The 19173-nt window shown below is 69.5% G+C and carries 15 protein-coding genes; 11 read left to right on the top strand and 4 right to left on the bottom strand.

Going from position 1 to position 19173, the window contains the following annotated elements; all coding sequences use genetic code 11:
- Window positions 1–38: 38 nt before the first annotated feature.
- From BA895_RS10870 to cimA, 11 genes are all read left to right on the top strand, one after another.
- Entirely contained in the window at window positions 39–1163 is a 1125-nt protein-coding gene (locus BA895_RS10870; protein WP_070191880.1) for a branched-chain amino acid aminotransferase, read from the top strand.
- Window positions 1164–1200: 37 nt separating this feature from the next.
- Entirely contained in the window at window positions 1201–2013 is an 813-nt protein-coding gene (locus BA895_RS10865; RefSeq protein WP_070191879.1) for an HAD family hydrolase, read from the top strand.
- Window positions 2014–2456: 443 nt separating this feature from the next.
- Window positions 2457–4049: an amino acid permease gene (locus tag BA895_RS10860; protein WP_070191878.1), complete on the top strand. Its 1593-nt coding sequence runs from the start codon at window positions 2457–2459 to the stop codon at window positions 4047–4049.
- Window positions 4050–4053: 4 nt separating this feature from the next.
- Window positions 4054–4992, top strand: a complete 939-nt coding sequence (locus BA895_RS10855) for a phosphotransferase (RefSeq protein WP_070191877.1) — start codon at window positions 4054–4056, stop codon at window positions 4990–4992.
- A gap of 10 nt (window positions 4993–5002) precedes the next feature.
- Entirely contained in the window at window positions 5003–7486 is a 2484-nt protein-coding gene (locus BA895_RS10850; RefSeq protein ID WP_254666419.1) for an FAD-dependent oxidoreductase, read from the top strand.
- A gap of 56 nt (window positions 7487–7542) precedes the next feature.
- Window positions 7543–8265 (top strand): FadR/GntR family transcriptional regulator, encoded by a 723-nt coding sequence (locus BA895_RS10845; RefSeq protein WP_070191876.1) that lies wholly within the window; start codon window positions 7543–7545, stop codon window positions 8263–8265.
- Between the two features lie 12 nt (window positions 8266–8277).
- Window positions 8278–9645 (top strand): glutamine synthetase family protein, encoded by a 1368-nt coding sequence (locus BA895_RS10840; RefSeq protein WP_070191875.1) that lies wholly within the window; start codon window positions 8278–8280, stop codon window positions 9643–9645.
- A 105-nt stretch (window positions 9646–9750) separates the two neighbouring features.
- Window positions 9751–11124: an aldehyde dehydrogenase gene (locus BA895_RS10835; RefSeq protein WP_070192014.1), complete on the top strand. Its 1374-nt coding sequence runs from the start codon at window positions 9751–9753 to the stop codon at window positions 11122–11124.
- A gap of 33 nt (window positions 11125–11157) precedes the next feature.
- Window positions 11158–11937, top strand: a complete 780-nt coding sequence (locus BA895_RS10830) for a 3-oxoacyl-ACP reductase (protein ID WP_070191874.1) — start codon at window positions 11158–11160, stop codon at window positions 11935–11937.
- 27 nt (window positions 11938–11964) lie between these two features.
- Entirely contained in the window at window positions 11965–12681 is a 717-nt protein-coding gene (locus BA895_RS10825; RefSeq protein WP_083283209.1) for a gamma-glutamyl-gamma-aminobutyrate hydrolase family protein, read from the top strand.
- A gap of 337 nt (window positions 12682–13018) precedes the next feature.
- Window positions 13019–14599, top strand: coding sequence for a citramalate synthase (cimA, locus tag BA895_RS10820; RefSeq protein ID WP_070191872.1), 1581 nt, complete (start codon window positions 13019–13021; stop codon window positions 14597–14599).
- On the opposite strand, the gene bioD is transcribed toward cimA, so the two are convergent.
- The 4 genes from bioD to bioB all read right to left on the bottom strand — a co-directional run bounded on the left by bioD (window position 14578) and on the right by bioB (window position 19082).
- Window positions 14578–15258, bottom strand: a complete 681-nt coding sequence (gene bioD / locus BA895_RS10815; protein ID WP_371327706.1) for a dethiobiotin synthase — start codon at window positions 15256–15258, stop codon at window positions 14578–14580. The two genes, cimA and bioD, sit on opposite strands and share 22 nt — an antisense overlap.
- A 130-nt stretch (window positions 15259–15388) precedes the next feature.
- The gene (locus tag BA895_RS10810; RefSeq protein ID WP_070191870.1) at window positions 15389–16537 is read right to left on the bottom strand and encodes an 8-amino-7-oxononanoate synthase; all 1149 of its coding nucleotides are present in this window, start codon (window positions 16535–16537) and stop codon (window positions 15389–15391) included.
- Window positions 16534–17967 carry an aspartate aminotransferase family protein gene (locus BA895_RS10805; protein ID WP_070191869.1) on the bottom strand — a complete coding sequence of 478 codons (1434 nt, stop codon included), beginning with the start codon at window positions 17965–17967 and terminating at the stop codon, window positions 16534–16536. Before BA895_RS10805 ends, BA895_RS10810 begins: the two co-directional genes overlap by 4 nt.
- Before the next feature lie 2 nt (window positions 17968–17969).
- Window positions 17970–19082, bottom strand: a complete 1113-nt coding sequence (gene bioB, locus BA895_RS10800) for a biotin synthase BioB (protein WP_070191868.1) — start codon at window positions 19080–19082, stop codon at window positions 17970–17972.
- Window positions 19083–19173 lie beyond the last annotated feature (91 nt).

Below are 19173 nucleotides of genomic sequence, written 5' to 3'. Positions count from 1 at the left end.
AGCCTGAAGCACACTGTTGACCGCTTTGGAGGAGTGTCATGAGTTCCGACGTCACCTCGGCCTCGCCGGGACCGCTGTCGTTCGAGGTCGCCCGTCGCGACGACCCGACCCCGCCAGAGCAGATCGCGTCGGTGCTGGCCGACCCCGGCTTCGGCTCGACGTTCACCGACCACATGGTCGTTGCCACGTGGACCCCCGAGAACGGCTGGCACGATGCGCGCGTGCGGCCCTACGGCCCGTTCTCGCTCGACCCCGCCGCGGCCGTGCTGCACTACGCCCAGGAGATCTTCGAGGGCATGAAGGCGTACCGCCACGCCGACGGTTCGATCTGGACCTTCCGCCCCGAGGTCAACGCCGCCCGCTTCGCCCGATCGGCCCGTCGGCTGGCGCTGCCCGAGATGAGTGAGGGCGACTTCATCGAGTCCCTTCGCCAGCTCGTCAGCGTCGACCAGCAGTGGGTCCCGGCCGGTGACGAGGGGGAGAAGAGCCTGTACCTGCGCCCGTTCATGTTCGCCTCCGAGGCCTTCCTCGGAGTGCGCCCCGCGCGCCGCATCACCTACTCGGTGATCGCCTCGCCCGCCGGCGCCTACTTCACGGGCGGGCTCAAGCCGGTGAACCTGTGGATCTCCACCGACTACGCGCGCGCCGGCGAGGGTGGCACCGGAGCGGCCAAGTGCGGTGGCAACTACGCCAGCTCTCTCGCCGGGCAGCTGGAGGGCATCGAGCACGGGTGCGACCAGGCGGTCTTCCTCGACAGCTCGACCCACACCTACATCGAAGAGCTCGGTGGCATGAACCTCTTCTTCGTGACGAAGGACGGCAAGATCGTCACACCTGAGCTGACCGGCACCATTCTCGAGGGCGTCACGCGGCGGTCGATTCTCGAGCTGGCCAAAGAGCTCGACCTCGAACCCGAGGAGCGGCGCATCCCGATCGACGAGTGGAAGAGCGGCGCAGCGAGCGGCGAGATCGTCGAGATCTTCGCCTGCGGAACGGCGGCCGTGGTCACGCCGGTCGGCGAGCTGCGCTGGGAGGGCGGCTCGGTCGACCACCGCGGTGAGGGTCACGCAGACCGCTATGCCGAGGCGATCCGGTCCAGGCTGCTCGACATCCAGTACGGCCGAACCGACGACGCGCACGGCTGGATGACGCGGCTCGTCTGACGCGACCGTGCCACGCCCAACCTTCGACCGCTCCCGGATGCCGCTCGCCGGGTTCTCGCGGCCACGCCTGGTCGCGACCGACCTCGACGGCACCCTGCTGCGCACCGACGGTTCCCTGTCGGAGCGCACCCAAGCGGCTCTCGTCGCAGCCGAGCAGGACGGCATCCACGTCGTGTTCGTCACGGCCCGGCCGCCGCGGTGGCTCTACCCGTTGGCGGATGCCGTCGGCGGCCACGGGACCATCATCGCCGCGAACGGGGCCTTCGACTACGACGTGGTGACACGCCGGGTCACGGCGTCGTACCCGCTGGGTCGCGACCTGGTCGACGAGCTGGTGGCCGACCTGCGGGCCGCGCTGCCGGGGATCGGCTTCTCGGCCGAGCTGGCCGACGGGGTGCACATCGAGCCCAACTACCCCGAGCTGCATCCGCGGTGGGTGCCGGAGGGACTCGTGCCTTCGCCGATGGAGTCCTTGCCGCGCGATGCGGTCGTGGGCAAGCTGCTCGCCCGCACGGAGGCGCTACCCACCGACGAGGTGATCCCGCGGGTCGCCGAGATCGTCGGCGGCCGCGGCCTGGTGCAGCACTCCGGAACCGGCGGCCTGGCCGAGATCTCGGCGGCCGGCGTCACGAAGGCCTCCGGGCTGCAGCGATGGTGTGCTGCCCACGGCATCGGGCCCGGAGAGATCTGGGCCTTCGGCGACATGCCCAACGACCTGCCGATGCTGGCCTGGGCGGGGGTCGGTTTCGCGGTGGCGAACGCCCATCCCGACGTACTGGCCGCTGCCGACCGGGTGTGTCGATCCAACGACGATGACGGTGTCGCCGAGGTGCTCGAGCAGCTCTGCTGAGCCCCCCCACCACCCCACCTTGCGCGTCGCGCGGCGCGTCGCGCGGTTGGTGTCGTGAAACCGACTCTGTTTGCGCGTCGCGCGGCGCGTCGCGCGGTTGGTGTCGTGAAACCGACTCTGTTTGCGCGTCGCGCGGCGCGTCGCGCGGTTGGTGTCGTGAAACCGACTCTGTTTGCGCGTCGCGCGGCGCGTCGCGCGGTTGGTGTCGTGAAACCGACTCTGTTTGCGCGTCGCGCGGCGCGTCGCGCGGTTGGTGTTGGTGGGTGGTGCTTGGACCGACAGCGGTCGAAGTCAGAGCCGAATGCACGGCTGCTGACCGCAGCACGACTCGGACAGTACGGACCGAACGGTACTGACCGCCATAGGTGCAAGATCGAACCATTGACAGGGCTGGTCGTGCGGGTGTTCCATTTGGCTCAACTTCAGACCGAAGAGGAGCCCGCATGGCTGAGCAGACCGACCTCACCGACGACGAACGCCGCCTGGCAGAGCTGGGCTACAAGCAAGAGCTCGACCGGTCGTGGTCGGGGTTCTCCAACTTCGCGATCTCCTTCTCGATCATCTCGATTCTGGCCGGCTGCTTCACCACGTTCGGTCAGGGCTTCAACAACGGCGGCCCGATCGCGATCTCGTGGGGGTGGCCGATCGTGGCGGCTCTCATCCTCGTCATCGGTCTGACCATGAGCGAGCTGGTCTCCGCCTATCCGACGTCCGGTGGAATCTACTGGTGGGCAAACAAGATGGGTGGCCCGCGGGCTGGCTTCTTCACCGGCTGGCTCAACCTGATCGGGTTGATCGCCGTCACCGCATCAGTCGCCTACGGCTGCGCCACCTTCATCGACCTGACCCTGAGCACGTGGTCGGAGTCGTACGCGTCGGGGTACTCCCTGACCCGCGTCTTCCTGATCTTCGTCGTCGTGCTCGTGCTGGCCGCCGCGCTCAACATCTTCAGCGGTCACCTGATGGCCGTGATGAACAACGTGTCGGTCTGGTGGCACGTGGTGGGTGCCGCGCTCATCATCGCGATCCTCATCATCGTTCCGGCCCAGCACCAGACCTTCTCCTACGTGTTCACAGAGCGGTTCAACAACTCCGGCTACGCCGACGGGTCGACGAGCTCGATCACGTACTGGCTGCTCATCGTTCCCTTCGGGCTGCTGCTGACGCAGTACACGATCACCGGCTACGACGCCTCAGCCCACCTGTCGGAAGAGACCGCAACCGCCTCCAAGGCTGCGGCACAAGGCATCTGGCGCTCGATCTTCTACTCGGCCATCGGCGGTTGGATCCTGCTGCTGTGCTTCCTCTTCGCAGTGCCCAACGGTGCTGACGGCAAGCCCGACAACGCCGGTGTCGGAGGTGGTGGCGTCGCGTACATCTTCGTTCACGCCATGGACACCAAGTGGGCCACGCTCATCCTGCTCATCTCTGCTGTGGGGCAGTTCTTCTGCACGACCGCGTGCATGACCAGCTCGTCGCGGATGACGTTCGCCTTCAGTCGCGACGGTGCGATCCCCGGTTCGCGGCTGTGGGCCACCCTCACCCCGGCCCGGGTGCCGGCCAACGCCGTGATGCTCGTCGCCGTCGTCTCGGCCATCATCACCCTGCCCGCGCTCGTGGAGGTCAACATCGGCACCGAGGCGGAACCCCTCATCGTTCCCACCGCCTTCTACGCAGTGGTGTCGGTGGCTGTCATCGGGCTCTACCTCGCGTTCCTCATCCCGATCTGGCTGCGATGGAGGATGGGCGACGCGTTCGAGCCCGGCTCGTGGAACAACGGCCAGAAGTACAAGTGGATGAACCTCGTCGCGGTCATCGAGATCGCCATCATCTCGGTCTACTTCATCCTCCCCTTCGTTCCCGGGGGCGTGCCGTTCACGGAGGACTTCGACTGGAAGTTCGTCAACTACGCACCCATCCTCACCATCGGCTCACTGATCGTGCTCGGCATCTGGTGGCAGGTCTCGGCGCGGCACTGGTTCAAGGGCCCGAAGAGCACCATCGACCCCGTGGTGGTCGAGACGTTCGGCGAGTGACGCCATCTCGTCCTCGACGGGGCGTCTCGACGACGCGCTCGCCCAGCTGCCCCACCTGGGCCGGCCGCTCGAGATCCGTGAGCTACCCGGCGGACTGACCAACCACAACTTCCGGGTGCGAACGGCGTCCCACGACGTCGTGGTGCGGCTGTCGTCGACGACGACCGACCTGCTGAGCGTCGACCGGGATCACGAATGGGTCAACTCACGCGCCGCGGCGACCGCGGGGGTGGGCGCCCCCGTGGTCGACTACCTGCCGGGCCAAGGCGTACTCGTCGTGGGCTTCCTGCCGGGCATCACCTACACGGCCGACGACGTCGAGGCCAACCTGCCCCGACTCGCGGCAACGCTCAGGAGACTGCACGGGGGCCCGCCCTTCGCCTCCCGCTTCGACATGTTCGGCGTGCAGCGCCGGTACGCCGAGGTGGTCGCCGCGCGCAGGATGCCGTTGCCGGCCGGCTACGACGATCTCGCTTCGACGGTGGCCCGCGTCGAGCAGGCCCTTCGGCTGCGACCAGAGACCTTGGTGCCGTGCCACAACGACCTGCTGGCCGCCAACATCCTCGACGACGGTGGCGACCTGCGCATCATCGACTACGAGTACTCCGGCATGAACGAGCCGTCGTTCGAGCTGGGCAACCTGGCCTGTGAGAGCCACCTCGACCGCGGGGCGCTGACCCAGCTCGTCGCGAGCTACAGCGGACGGGCCACCGAGGGCACCGAGGACACCGAGGCGTTAGCGGCGCTGGTGGCGCGGGCCGAGCTGTGGGGCATGGTCGGTCGCTACGCCTGGACGCTGTGGGGCGTCATCCAACACTCGGTCTCCGACGTCGAGCACGACTTCTGGGCCTTCGCCATGGAGCGTTTCGAACCCGCCGCGGCCCTGCTGACCAGCCCTCGTCTCGACGCGCTCTTGAGCGCCGTGACGGCGGACCCGGCATGACGGGGCGGCCGTGCCGGCCGTGACCGAGACAGGGGCTCTTCCCGACCGAGCGCGCATCGTCATCATCGGTGGCGGTGTCATCGGTGCCAGCGTCGCCTACCACCTGATGCACCTGGGCGAGCGCGATGTGCTGCTGCTCGAGCAGGGTTCGCTCTCGGGAGGCACCACCTGGCACGCGGCGGGGCTCGTCGGCCAGCTGCGGGCCACCGAGGCCAGCACGCGTCTCGTGCAGTACTCCACCGATCTCTACACGAGGCTCGAGGCCGAGACCGGGCTGTCGACGGGCTACCGCGTCTGTGGCGGTCTGACCGTGGCCCGCACCCCGGAACGGATGACCCAGCTGCGGCGCACCGTGGCCAACGCCGCCGCGTACGACCTCGAGTGCAGCCTGCTCACCGCCGACGAGGCCCACGAACGCTTTCCGCTGATGCAGGTCGACGATGTTCTCGGCGCGATCTGGCTGCCGGGCGACGGACGGGCGAACCCGACCGACCTCACCCAGTCGTTGGCCCGCGGCGCCCGTCAGCTCGGCGCGCGGCTGCTCGAGCGGGTACGAGTGACCGACGTGCTCGTGCGCGACGGCCGGGCAGCTGGAGTGCGCACGGATGCCGGTGACGTCGAGGCCGAGGTGGTGGTCAACTGTGCCGGGCAGTGGGCCAATGCCGTGGGGGCCATGGCGGGCGTCACCGTGCCCCTGCACTCGGCGGAGCACTTCTACGTAGTGACCGACCAGATCGAGGGCGTCCACCGCGACCTGCCGATCCTGCGCGACCCCGACGGCTACACGTACGTCAAGGAGGAGGTGGGCGGCCTGCTTGTCGGCGGGTTCGAGCCGGAGGCCAAGCCGTGGGTGTCACCCGACGCGATTCCCTACCCCTTCGAGTTCGCACTGTTGGACGAGGACTGGGAGCACTTCTCGGTCATCATGGACAACGCCGTGCACCGGCTCCCGGTGCTCGGTGAGACCGGCATCCGAAAGTTCTACAACGGCCCCGAGAGCTTCACACCCGACAACCAGTTCATCGTGGGTGAGGCGCCCGAGCTGCCGGGCTTCTTCGTGGGAGCGGGTTTCAACTCGGTGGGGATCGCCTCGGCAGGGGGCGCCGGCCTCGCCCTGGCCGAGTGGATCGTGGAGGGTGCGGCGACCACCGACCTTGCGAGCGCTGACATCCGGCGCTTCTCGCCGCTATCGGGCAACCACGCCTGGCTTCGGGCCAGGGTCGGCGAGGTGCTCGGGCAGCACTACGCGGTGCCGTATCCGAACCGTGAGCTCGTGACCGGCCGGCCGTCGCGCCTCTCCCCGGTGCACGACCGCCTCGTGGCCCAGGGAGCCTGCCTGGGCAGTCGCAACCACTGGGAGCGCGCGAACGTCTTTGCGCCCGTGGGTGTTACGCCCAGGATCGACTACACCTGGGGGAGGCCCGGGTGGCTCACCTGGTCGGCTGACGAACAGCGGGCGACGCGACACGAGGTCACCGTCTTCGACCAGACCTCGTTCTCGAAGTACCTCGTCGTCGGGGCGGGAGCAGAAGACGCCCTGCAGTGGATCTGTTCGGCCGACGTCGGTGGGCCGGTCGGCACCTGCGTCTACACCGGCATCCTGAACCGGCGCGGCACCTACGAGGCCGACGTGACGGTGACGCGGGTGGGCGCCGATGAGTTTCTGGTCGTCAGCGGCGCGGCGACCACGGTGCGTGACCTCGACTGGATTCGCCGTCACGTGCCGTCGCGAGACCAGGTCAGCGTCGTCGACCTCACGAGCTCGTACGCCGTGTTCGGGGTGATGGGGCCGCGTTCACGGGAGCTGCTGACCCGGCTCTCGCCCGATGCGTTCGACGACGTGTCGTTCCCCTTCGCGACCAGTCGCGAGGTGCGGCTCGGGCAGGCGCGCGTGCGGGCCACCCGGATCACCTACGTCGGCGAGCTCGGCTGGGAGCTCTACGTGCCCACCGAGCTGGCCGGCGGGGTCTACGACCTGCTCTTCGAGGCGGGACAGGATCTCGGGGTGCGGCCGGCCGGCTACTACACGATCGAGGCGCTGCGACTCGAGAAGGGCTACCGGGCCTTCGGCCGCGAGCTGACCAGCGATGTCGACCCCGTCACCGCGGGCCTGACGTTCGCGTGCAAGCTCGACTCCGGCCTTGACTTTCTCGGTCGGGATGCCGTCGAACGGGTACGGGCGTCAGGGCCGGCTCGACGCGTCCTCTCCTTCGTGGCCGACGACGCGCTCGACTTCGCCTGGGGCGGCGAGCTGGTGCTGCGCGACGGTCGACCGGTGGGGCAGGTGACGAGCGCCTCGTGGGGAGCCACCGTCGGTGCGGTCGTGGGTCTGGCCCTCGTCGGCGACCGAGAGGCCGGTCTCGCCTCCCTCGGGTGGGCCCGTTCGGGGTCCTGGGCGATCGACGTGGCCGGCGTACGGTACGCGATCTCGGTCGGGACCCGGCCCCCGTACGACCCCTCGGGGCTCCGTCTCCGACTCCAGGACATGGGCTGACAATGGTTCAAAGACGTACCATTGACGTGGCGTCGGGCGGGGTATTGGATCAAGGGGTGCTAGCCGTCAACCGGGTGACCTCGCTGCCTGAGGCCGTGCTCAGACCCGCCCCGGGCAACGCTTTCGAGAACACCGTCGAACAGCTCGCTACGGCGGTCCGGCTCGGGGTGTTGGCCGACGGTGAGCTGCTACCGCCCGAACGCGAGCTGGCCGAACGGGTCGGCGTCAGCCGCAACACCCTCCGCGAGGCCATCGCGGCCCTGCGTGAGAGCGGACTGGTGTCTACCCGTCGCGGCCGCGGTGGTGGCACCCGGGTGACCTACACCGGCCAGACGCCGGCAGCCGGTTCGACGGCGCGCAGCGGGGCTTCGCTGAGCGATGCCCTCATCTTCCGCCGGGTGGTGGAGCCGGGGGCGGCCTGGCAGGCGGCCACCCAGCCGCTGGCGGGTGACCAGCGGGCCTGGCTCTCCGACAGCCTGCGGGAGGTAGACCGGGCGCCCGACCCGGCCGCGCACCGCGTGGCCGACTCACGCCTCCACCTCGCCATCGCCACGCTCGCCGGATCACCCATGCTCATCGACGCGGTGACGCGGTCGCAGGCCGCGCTGCACGACATGCTGACGGCGATCCCGGTGCTGCGGCCCAACATCGACCACTCCGATCTGCAGCACCAGCAGATCGTCACCGCGATCCTCGGCGGCGACGCCGAACGGGCTCGCACCGTCATGGAGGAGCACTGTGACGCAACCTCCGCCCTGCTTCGCGGACTCATCGGTTAGGAAAGGACCACCATGGCCCCACCACCACGGTTGACCATCGAGCAGCTGCGCGCCGACATCGAGTCGGGCGTGGTCGACACCGTCGTCGTCGCCTTCACCGACATGCAGGGCCGGTTGCAGGGCAAACGCCTGCACGGCCACTACTTCCTCGACCACGCGCTCGGTCAGGGCACCGAGGGCTGCAACTACCTGCTCACGGTGGACGTCGAGATGAACACGGTCGACGGCTACGCCATGACCTCCTGGGAGCGCGGCTACGGCGACATGGTCTTCGAGATGGACCTGGCGACGCTGCGGCGCACACCGGGGGCGGCGCACTCGGCGACCGTCCAGTGCGACCTCATCTGGCCCGACGACAAGGGGCCGGTCGTGCAGTCGCCCCGGGCGGTGCTCAAGGCCCAGGTGGCCAAGGCGGCCGAGCTGGGTCAGGTGGCCTACTGCGGCACCGAGCTGGAGTTCATGGTGTTCGAGGACTCCTTCGACGCGGCCTGGGACCGGGGCTACGTCGGGCTGACGCCGGCCAACCGCTACAACGTCGACTACTCGATCCTGGGCGGCGACCGGGTGGAGCCGCTGCTGCGTGAGATCCGCAACGAGATGTACACCGCCGGAATGGTGGTCGAGAGCGCCAAGGGCGAGTGCAACTTCGGTCAGCACGAGATCGGGTTTCTCTTCGACGAGGTGGTGCCCACCTGCGACAACCACGTGGTCTACCGCAACGCAGCCAAGGAGATCGCGGCCCGGCGCGGCCAGTCCATCACCTTCATGGCCAAGTTCGACGAGCGCGAGGGCAGCTCGTGCCACATCCATCTCTCGCTACGGGGCGCCGACGGGTCGACCTCGTTCGCCGACGCGTCACGAGAGCACGGGCACAGCGAGATGTTCGACCACTTCATCGCGGGCATTCTGGCCACGATGCGTGAGTTCACCTACTTCTACGCACCGAACATCAACTCCTACAAGCGGTTCGCGAATGGCTCGTTCGCGCCGACGGCGGTCTCCTGGGGCCATGACAACCGCACCTGTGCCTTGCGTGTCGTGGGCCATGGGGCCGGGATCCGCGTCGAGAACCGGCTCGGTGGTGGCGACGTGAACCCCTACCTGGCGGTCGCGGCCATGATGGCCGGCGGCATGCACGGCATCGAGGAACAGCTCGAGCTCGAGCCCCCGTTCGAGGGCAACGCCTACACCTCCGACAAGGTGCGGGTGCCCAAGACCCTGCACGAGGCGCGCGACCTGCTCGACGCCTCGACCCTCGCCCGGCGCCTGCTGGGTGACGAGGTGATCGACCACTACGTCAACGCCGCCGACGTCGAGATCGCGGCCTTCGACGCCTTCGTCACCGACTGGGAGCGCCGCCGTGGCTTCGAACGCCTCTGACCTCACCCCCGCCCCTCCCTGCCGGGTTCGAGGTGTTCCGCGCCGGCCCACCGCGGTGGAATACCTCGAACCGCGGACGGATAGGCAGGGCGAGCGATGAGCACGATGAGCATGGTGCACGAGGTCGTCAACCCGGCGACCGAGCAGGTCGTGCGCACGGTCGAGCTCGCGACGGTGGAACAGACCGACGAGGCCATCGCGCGGGCCAGCACAGCGGCATCCGGGTGGAGGGCGGTGTCTCCGGCCGATCGAGGGTTGCTGCTGCGCCGTTTCTCCGACCTCGTCGGTGACCACCAGGAAGAGCTGGCTCGGCTCGAGGTCGAGAACTCGGGCCACACGATCGGCAACGCCCGCTGGGAGGCGGGCAACGTGCGCGACGTGCTCGGCTACTTCTCCGCTGCGCCCGAGCGCAACTTCGGCCGCCAGATCCCGGTCGCCGGGGGCATCGACGTCACCTTCAAGGAGCCGCTCGGAGTCGTCGGGATCATCGTGCCCTGGAACTTCCCGATGCCGATCGCCGGCTGGGGTTTCGCTCCTGCGCTGGCGGCCGGCAACACCGTCGTGCTCAAGCCCGCCGAGCTCACGCCGCTGACCGCGATGCGGCTCGGTGAGCTGGCGCTCGAGGCCGGCCTGCCCGATGGAGTCTTCACGGTCGTGCCGGGCAAAGGAACGGTCGTGGGGGAGCGGTTCGTCACCCATCCGGCAGTGCGCAAGGTCTGCTTCACCGGCTCGACAGCCGTGGGCCAGCAGATCATGCGTGGGGCGGCCGACCAGGTCAAGCGGGTCACGCTCGAGCTGGGAGGCAAGAGCGCGAACATCATCTTCGCCGACAGCGACCTCGAGCTCGCGGCCGCGCAGGCGCCCTACGCCGTCTTCGACAACGCCGGCCAGGACTGCTGCGCACGCAGCCGCATCCTCGTCGAGCGCAGCGCCTACGACACGTTCATGGAGCACTTCGAGACTGCCGTGCGAGGGGTCGTCGTGACCGACCCGAGCGAGGATGCCGCGCAGATGGGTCCGCTCATCAGCGCGGGTCAGCGTGAGACCGTTCGCTCGTTCGTCGAGAACGCCGACGAACCGGTCGAGGTGGCGTTTCGCGGCGAGGCGCCGGAGGGGGCCGGCTACTGGTACCCGGCGACCGTGGTCACACCACGGTCGACGAACGACCGCGTCTGGCGCGAGGAGGTGTTCGGGCCAGTGGTCGCCGTGCTGCCGTTCGACGACGAGGCCGACGCGATCGAGAAGGCCAACGACACGGCGTACGGTCTGTCGGGATCGATCTGGACGCGCGACATCGGACGCGCACTGCGCGTCGCGCGTGGCGTCGAGGCCGGCAACCTCTCGGTGAACAGCCACAGCAGCGTGCGCTACTCCACCCCGTTCGGTGGCTTCAAGCAGAGCGGGCTCGGGCGCGAGCTGGGGCCCGATGCCCTCGACTCGTTCACCGACGTCAAGAACGTGTTCATCGCCACCGAATGATGGTGGGCTCCGCAGACCTGAAAGGGGATTCGCATGGCAGGTAACCGTGAGGGCAGGCTCGAGGGCAAGGTGGCGGTGGTCACCGGAGGATGCTCGGGCATCGGTCTGGCCACCGTTCGGCGCTTCGCGCAGGAGGGGGCCAAGGTCGTCATCGGTGACCTCGACGAGGTGAACGGGCCGACCGTCGCCGAGGAGGTCGGAGGCCGTTTCGTGCGCTGCGACGTCGTCAGCAAGGCTGACGTCGACGCCTTGTTCCAGACCGCCAAGACCGAGTTCGGCTCGGTTGACATCGCGTTCAACAACGCGGGCATCAGCCCGCCCGACGACGACTCCATCCTCGACACCGAGCTCGAGGCGTGGCGCCGGGTACAGGAGGTCAACCTCACCTCGGTCTACCTGTGCTGCAAGGCGGCCCTGCCCTACATGCTCGAACAGGGCAAGGGCTCGATCATCAACACGGCTTCGTTCGTCGCCGTGATGGGGGCGGCCACCTCGCAGATCTCCTACAGCGCGAGCAAGGGTGGGGTGCTCTCGATGTCACGCGAGCTGGGGGTGCAGTTCGCCCGCCAGGGCGTGCGGGTCAACGCCCTCTGCCCCGGGCCGGTCAACACGCCACTGCTGCGCGAGCTGTTCGCCTCCGACGAGGAGCGTGCCGCCCGTCGTCTGGTGCACGTGCCGATGGGGCGGTTCGGTGAGCCGGAGGAGATGGCCAACGCCGTGCTGTTCCTGGCCTCCGACGAGTCGAGCTTCATCACCGCCTCGACCTTCCTCGTCGACGGCGGCATCTCCGGTGCCTACGTGACGCCGCTCTGACCCACCCTGAGCAAGAGGACCCCGATCGTGAACCGGCCTGTCATCGGCATCACCGCCTACCTCGAGCGCGCGAGCTGGGGGTCGTGGGCCGACGTGCCCGCCGCCCTGGTGCCGCACGCCTACGTGCGCCACGTTGAGGATGCCGGTGGCATCGCCGTGCTCATCCCTCCGCGAGTCGACGGCGACCAGGCCCTGGCTCGCGAGCTCGTCAAGCGCCTCGACGGGGTCGTGATCGCCGGGGGAGTCGACGTCGACCCTCTGCTCTACGGCGAGGCACCGCATCCGAGCGTGCAGGCGTCGCGGTCCGACCGCGACGCGACCGAGGGTGCCCTGGCCGCCGTGACGCGCGAGCTCGACGTGCCGGTGCTGGGCATCTGCCGAGGGATGCAGGTGATGGCCGTCGCGGCCGGGGGACGGCTCGAGCAGCACGTGCCGGAGCGCACGGGCGACGACGTGCACTCGCCGCTCGGGCCGGAGTACTCGCACCATCCGGTGTCGACGGTGCCGCGCAGCCGCATCGCCGCGATCCTCGGCGCGACGCTGCCCGAGGTGCCGAGCCACCACCACCAGTCGGTGCTGACTCACCCGGGCTACGTTGCATCGGCGTGGGCGCCGGACGGCACGCTGGAGGCCATGGAGGACGCTGACGCGCGGTTCCGGGTCGCCGTGCAGTGGCACCCCGAGGTCGACACCGACGGCCGGCTCTTCGACGCCTTGGTGGAGGAAGCCCGTCATTCGCGGTGATCCGCCCCGACCCACCGCGCCGAAGTACCTCGAACCGGCGGTAGGAGGTGAGACGGCAGGTCCACCATTCGGACCCCGGGTTTCGCGGCCGTTCCACGAGCCCTACGGTGAGGCTGTGATCAAGCACCTCGTGGCTACCGCCACGCTCATTATCAGCTAGCGCGACGAGTACCACTCGTCGCGCAGACCTCCCGAACCCTGGGGGGTCTTTTTGTTTCCCGAGACACCCCTTCGGGAGACCGCCACGGAGCCACCACCCCCGGCCCAGCGGCATCCAAGAGAATGAGCAGCGAGCGCGGCGAGACGCGCACGAACCAGTTCCACGACAAGGACGGCCATGGAAGCCCTGCACGTCTACGACACCACCCTGCGCGACGGCGCCCAGCAGGAGGGGCTCAACCTCTCGGTGTCTGACAAGCTGGCCATTGCCGGTCTGCTCGACGACCTGGGGGTCGACTTCATCGAGGGCGGCTGGCCCGGGGCCAACCCGAAGGACACGGAGTTCTTCGAGCGGGCCAAGACCGAGCTGCCGCTCCGACAGGCCACGCTGGCCGCCTTCGGGGCGACCCGCAGGGCCGGCGGCGCGGCCGAGAGCGACCCGCTCGTGCGGGCGCTGGTCGACTCCGGGGCATCGGTCGTGTGTCTGGTGGCGAAGTCACACGTGCGGCACGTCGAGGAAGCCCTGCGGACCACGCTCGACGAGAACCTGGCCATGGTGAACGACACCGTGAGCCACCTCGTCGGGCACGGTCGGCGGGTCTTCCTCGACGCCGAGCACTTCTTCGACGGATGGCACCTCGACCGTGACTACGCGCTCTCGGTCGTGCGCACCGCCCATGACGCCGGCGCCGAGGTCGTGGTGCTCTGCGACACCAACGGCGGCATGCTGCCGCACCAGGTCGAGACCATCGTCGCCGACGTGATCGCCTCGACCGGCGCCCGCATCGGCGCGCACTGCCACAACGACACCGGCTGCGCCGCAGCGAACACCGTGGCGGCGGTACGGGCGGGCGCGACCCATGTGCAGGGCACGGTCAACGGCTACGGCGAACGCACCGGCAACGCCGACCTGCTCACGGTCGCCGCCAACCTGCAGTTCAAGCTCGGCCTCGACGCGATGTCGGAGGAGTCGCTGGCCCGCTCGATGCACGTCGCCCACGCCATCAGCGAGGTGACGAACGTGCCGGCCTACAGCCGTCAGCCCTACGTCGGCGCCAGCGCCTTCGCGCACAAGGCCGGCCTGCACGCCAGCGCCCTCAAGGTCGACCCCGACCTCTACCAGCACATGGACCCCGCCCGAGTCGGCAACGGCATGCGCACCCTCGTCTCTGACATGGCTGGTCGGGCGAGCATCGAGCTCAAGGCGCGCGAGGCCGGCCTCGATCTGTCTGACCGACCCGACATCGTGGCCAGCGTGCTTGCCGAGGTCAAGGCCCTCGAGATGCGGGGGTGGACCTTCGACGCGGCCGACGCGACCGTCGAGCTGATGCTGCACGAGGCGCTCGAGCCCGGCTGCACCGACTACTTCGAGGTCGAGTCGTGGCGGGTCATCACCGACTCGTCCGGCGCGGGCGATGCCACGTCGGAGGCGACGGTCAAGTTGCGAGCCAATGGTTCTCGGCTCATCGCCACCGGCGAGGGCAACGGCCCCGTCAACGCCCTCGACCATGCCCTGCGCGAAGCCCTGACCCGGGCCTACCCCGAGATTGAGAAGGTCGAGCTCATCGACTTCCGGGTGCGCATCCTCGACGCCTCGCACGGCACCGATGCCATCACCCGCGTGCTCATCGAGACCTCCGACGGCGAGACCTCGTGGAACACCATCGGGGTGGCCGGCTCGATCCTGGCGGCCTCGTGGCGGGCCCTCACCGACGGCATCGTGTACGGCCTGCGCCGTCAGGGCGTGCCAAGGCGCTGAAGCAGTCCCGGCAGCCAGGCTGCTGACTCGTCGGCGAAGACGGCGGGGGCCAGGGCGGGCGCTCCCCACGGCACCGCGCCGAGCAGCCCCTCGGGGAGTGCGCCGAGGTAGTCGCGGTTGGTCTGCTCGATCACGGTGGGCTGCTCGGGCCAGGCGCCGATGACGATGCCGAGCGAGCGGATCTGCCGTCGTGCCAGGGCTTCTCGGGTCAGCATCGTGTGGTTGAGCGTGCCCAGCCCGCTTCGGGCCACGACGACAACGCCCGACCTGGGCCGGGCGGCGGCCAGGTCGGCCAGGGTCTCACCAGCCTCGGTCAGCTCGACCAGCAGGCCGCCGGCACCTTCGACGACGACGTGGTCGTGGTGCTCGGCCAGCGCCCCGATCACACTGAGGTGAGCGGTGAGGCTGGGGAGCACCGCGCCTTCAAGGGATGCCGCTGGGCGGGGCGCCATGGGAGCGCGCAGCCGCACCCCGTCCCGGCCGATCACGCCCGTCAGTCGGGTCACCTCGGCCATGTCACCCGGTTCGTCGGGGCCTACCCCGGTCTGGGTCGGCTTGTAGGCGGCGACGCGCCGCCCCGCCTGGAGAAGCACGGCGACGATGGCTGCGGTCACGACCGTCTTGCCGACGTCGGTGTCGGTGCCGGACACGACGATCACGCGCGGTAGACGGTCGCCCATCACGTGTTCAGTTCGGTGCGAGGGGCCGACGAAGGCGGTGGCTGGGCCGTGCGTAAGTGGCCACTCGACCGAAAGCCCAGTCGAGTGGCCACTTTCGTACACCCGGTGGTCATGCGGCGGCGCCGCGGTAGTGGCGGGAAACCTCGGCCACGAGGTGGGCGGCCTCGGCCACCTCGACTGGAGACAGGTCGGCCCGGGCGGTGACCCGGAGGCGGGACACCCCGTCGGGCACGCTGGGCGGGCGGAAGCAGCCGACGAGCACACCGCGGGCGCGCAGGTCGAGACAGGCGGCGACAGCGGCATCCGGGGTGGACATCGGGATCGACTGCACGGCACCGGCCGACGCGCGGATGCCGCAGACCTCACTGATCGTGGCGGCGTTGGATCGCACCGAGGCCGCGAGCGAAGCATCGGCAGAGACGATCTCGGCGGCGGCGCGGGCGGCGCCGGCAGACGCAGGAGCGAGCCCCGTGTCGAAGATGAAGGGCCGGGCCGTGTTGAGCAGATGCTCACGGATCGGCTCGGCGCCCAAGACCGCCCCGCCCTGCGAGCCGAGCGACTTCGACAAGGTGGCTGTCACGACGACATCGGGCGCGCCTACCAGGCCGAGCTCGAACAGCAGGCCGCGCCCGCCGCCCGCCACACCGATGCCGTGCGCCTCGTCGACGACGAGCATCGCGCCATGGCGTGCGCAGACCTCGACGAGGTCGGCGAGCGGAGCATGGTCACCGAGCACCGAGTAGATCGACTCCACCCCCACGACCACCCGGTAACCCCGCCGCTCACGAAGCGCGACCTCGAGGGCGGCAATGTCGTTGTGCGCAAAGGTGTCGTTCGGCATCCGCGACATTCGAGCGGCGTCGTGCAGTGACGCATGGGCGTGCGCGTCGAGCAGGATCTGTGCCCCCTGGCCGCTGAGCGCGGTCAGGGCGCCGAGATTGGCCGCGTACCCGGTCGAGAACACGAGGGCGCTCGGCTGACCGGTCAGGGCGCACAGGGCCGCCTCGAGGTCGTGGTGCACGGGGAGGGTGCCCGTCACGAGCCGAGAAGCGCTGGCGGAGGCGCCGTAGCGGTCGAGCGCCTCGTGGGCCGCTGCGACGACCCGGGGGTCGCACGCGAGGCCCAGGTAGTCGTTGGAGGCAAGGTCGAGCAGGGGGAGGCCACCCGACCGCAGCACCGGATCGGTGCGCACGGTGCCGCGCGCGCAGCGCAGCTCGGCCCGCTCTGTGAGCCAGGCGTCCCACCCGCTCGTGCTCATCGGCCGTGCACCTGCTCGACGGCGCCGACGATGCCGGCGGTGATGGTGGCGATCTCGGCGTCGGTGCACAGGTAGGGCGGCATCGTGTAGACGAGGTCTCGGAACGGGCGCACCCAGACCCCTCGGTCGAGCGCGGCACGGGTGAGTGCCACCACGTCGACGGGCTCGCTGAGCTGTACGACGCCGACCGCGCCCAGCGTGCGCACGTCGCGCACCACCGGTAGGTGACGGGCGCCGGCCAGCCCTGCTGCCAGGGCGGCGCCGACGCGTTGCACGTCGTGGGCCCAGTGCAGGTCGAGCAGGCCGAGCGATGCCCCCGCCACTGCACAGGCCAGCGGGTTGGCCATGAACGTCGGCCCGTGCAACAGCGTGCGGAACTGCGAGCGGGTGATCGCCTCACCCACAGCCCGAGTGGTGAGTACCGCTGCGAGAGTGAGGTATCCGCCGGTCAGAGCTTTGCCCACGCAGATCACGTCGGGTGACACATCGGCCCACTCGGTGGCGAAGAGCCGGCCGGTGCGACCGAAGCCGGTGGCGATCTCGTCGACGACCAGCAGCAGGCCGTGCTCGTCGGCGACCTCGCGCATCGTGCGAAGGCAGGCGGGGTGGTAGACGTACATACCTCCGGCCCCTTGGAGCACCGGCTCGACGACGACCGCTGCGAGCTCGTGGGAGTGCTCGGCCGCCAGACGTCGGAAGGATGCCGTCCACTCGGCCAGGGCAGCCTGGTCGACCTCCCAGCCCGCGTCGAACGCGCTGCTGGTGAGCGAACGTGCTGGTGTGCCGGTGCGTTCGACCTCGAACGAGTCGTTCGCGGGAGGTAGGGGAGGCGGGGGTGGCGGGGGGGTGAAGCGGGCGGGTGGGGGTCGGGGGGCGAAGACGTGGTTCGCGAGGATGCCGGGAAAGGCCGAGTGCATGCCGTCGACCGGGTCGCACACGCTCATCGCGGCGAACGTGTCGCCGTGGTAGCCGCCCCGCACGGTGAGGAAGCGCTGCCGCTGGGGGCGAGCCTGCGCCGCTTGGTACTGCAGGGCCAGCTTGAGGGCCACCTCGACCGATACCGACCCCGAGTCGGCGAAGAACACGTGCGCCATCGGACCAGGTGCGATGGCCGTCAGCCGTTCGGCGAGGGCCACCGCCGGCTCGTGGGTGAGACCCCCGAACATGACGTGGCTGAACCGGTCGATCTGGTCGTGGGCGGCGGCGTCGAGGGCCGGGTGGCGGTAGCCGTGCACGGCGCACCACCACGAGGCCATCGCGTCGATCGCCTCGTAGGTCGAACCGTCGGCAGCGGTCAGACCGAGCCGAACCCCAGACGCCGACGTCACGGCATACGGCGGTGGCCCGTCGAGGGGGGCGTAGGGGTGCCAGACCAGCCCTCGGTCACGCTCGCTGAGCGACGACGCTGAGACTGCTTGCAGGTCAGGCATGCTCACGCATTGGGTGAGGCGTCTGTACCTGCTCCGCGGCGGCGTTTGGCCGGGTCGTGCGACGCGAGGCCGACATCGGCGCCGACCAGTGCGCCGGCCGGAACGCGGGCTCTGCCAAGGCCACTGGTGTCGTCGTCTGACCCGAGCACCACGAAGCCGTTGTCACGGATCATCTCAAGGTCGGTCTCGGCGGCCTGCCCCTCAGACGTGAGGTAGTCGCCCAGGAAGATCGAGTTGGCCACGTGGAGGGCCTGGCCCTGCAGCGACCTCAGGTGCATCTCGCGGCCGCCCGCGATGCGGATCTCCTTGTCGGGGCACACGAACCGGGCCATGGCCAGGATCTTGAGGCAGCGGGTGGGAGTCAGGTCCCAGGTGCCCTCGAGGGGCGTGCCGTCGAACGGCATGAGGAAGTTGATCGGGATGGAGTCGGAGCCGAGCGCCTCCAGGGCGAAGAGCGCCTCGACGAGCTGCTCGTCGCTCTCACCCAGGCCGGCGATGAGGCCCGAGCAGGGGGATAGCCCGGCGCCCTTGGCCTTGGTCACCGTATCGACCCGGTCGGCGTAGGTGTGGCTGGTGACGATCTCGCCGTGGTGGCTCTCGGCCGTGTTGAGGTTGTGGTTGTAGGCGTCGACGCCGGCTTCGCGCAGCCGTTCGGCCTGGCCGTCCTTGAGCAGTCCGAGACAGGCACACACCTCGACCTGCGGGTGCTCCTGCTTGAGGGCTCCGACCATGCCGGCCACCCGCTCGACATCACGGTCGGTGGGGCCCCGACCGCTCGAGACCATGCAGACGCGCGTGGCGCCGCCGCGCAGCCCGGCGGTGGCCTGGGCGATCGCCTCGTCGGTCTTCAACCAGGTGTACTTGAGGATGTCGGCCTGCGAGCCGAGACGCTGCGAGCAGTAGCTGCAGTTCTCGGGACACAGACCCGACTTGAGGTTGACGAGATAGTTGACCTTCACCGTGTTGCCGAAGTAGCGGCGCCGCAGACGGGCTGCCGCCGTCACCAGGTCGAGCAGCTCGTCGTCGGTCGCGCGCAGCACCTCGAGCGCGTCGGCGGGGGAGGCGGAGGTGCCGGCCAGCACGGCGCTGGCGAGGTCATCGAAACGGCGGGTCATGGGGCTCCTTGCGCGCGACCACTGAACGGTGTTCAACTGCATCCGCGTTCAGTATGCCGAGTGCCCGCCCTTCGCTGTCAACGTGGCCGCG

This window comes from Humibacillus sp. DSM 29435 (assembly GCF_001758225.1).
Classification (GTDB): domain Bacteria; phylum Actinomycetota; class Actinomycetes; order Actinomycetales; family Dermatophilaceae; genus DSM-29435.
This window is presented reverse-complemented; position numbering and strand designations above follow the sequence as displayed.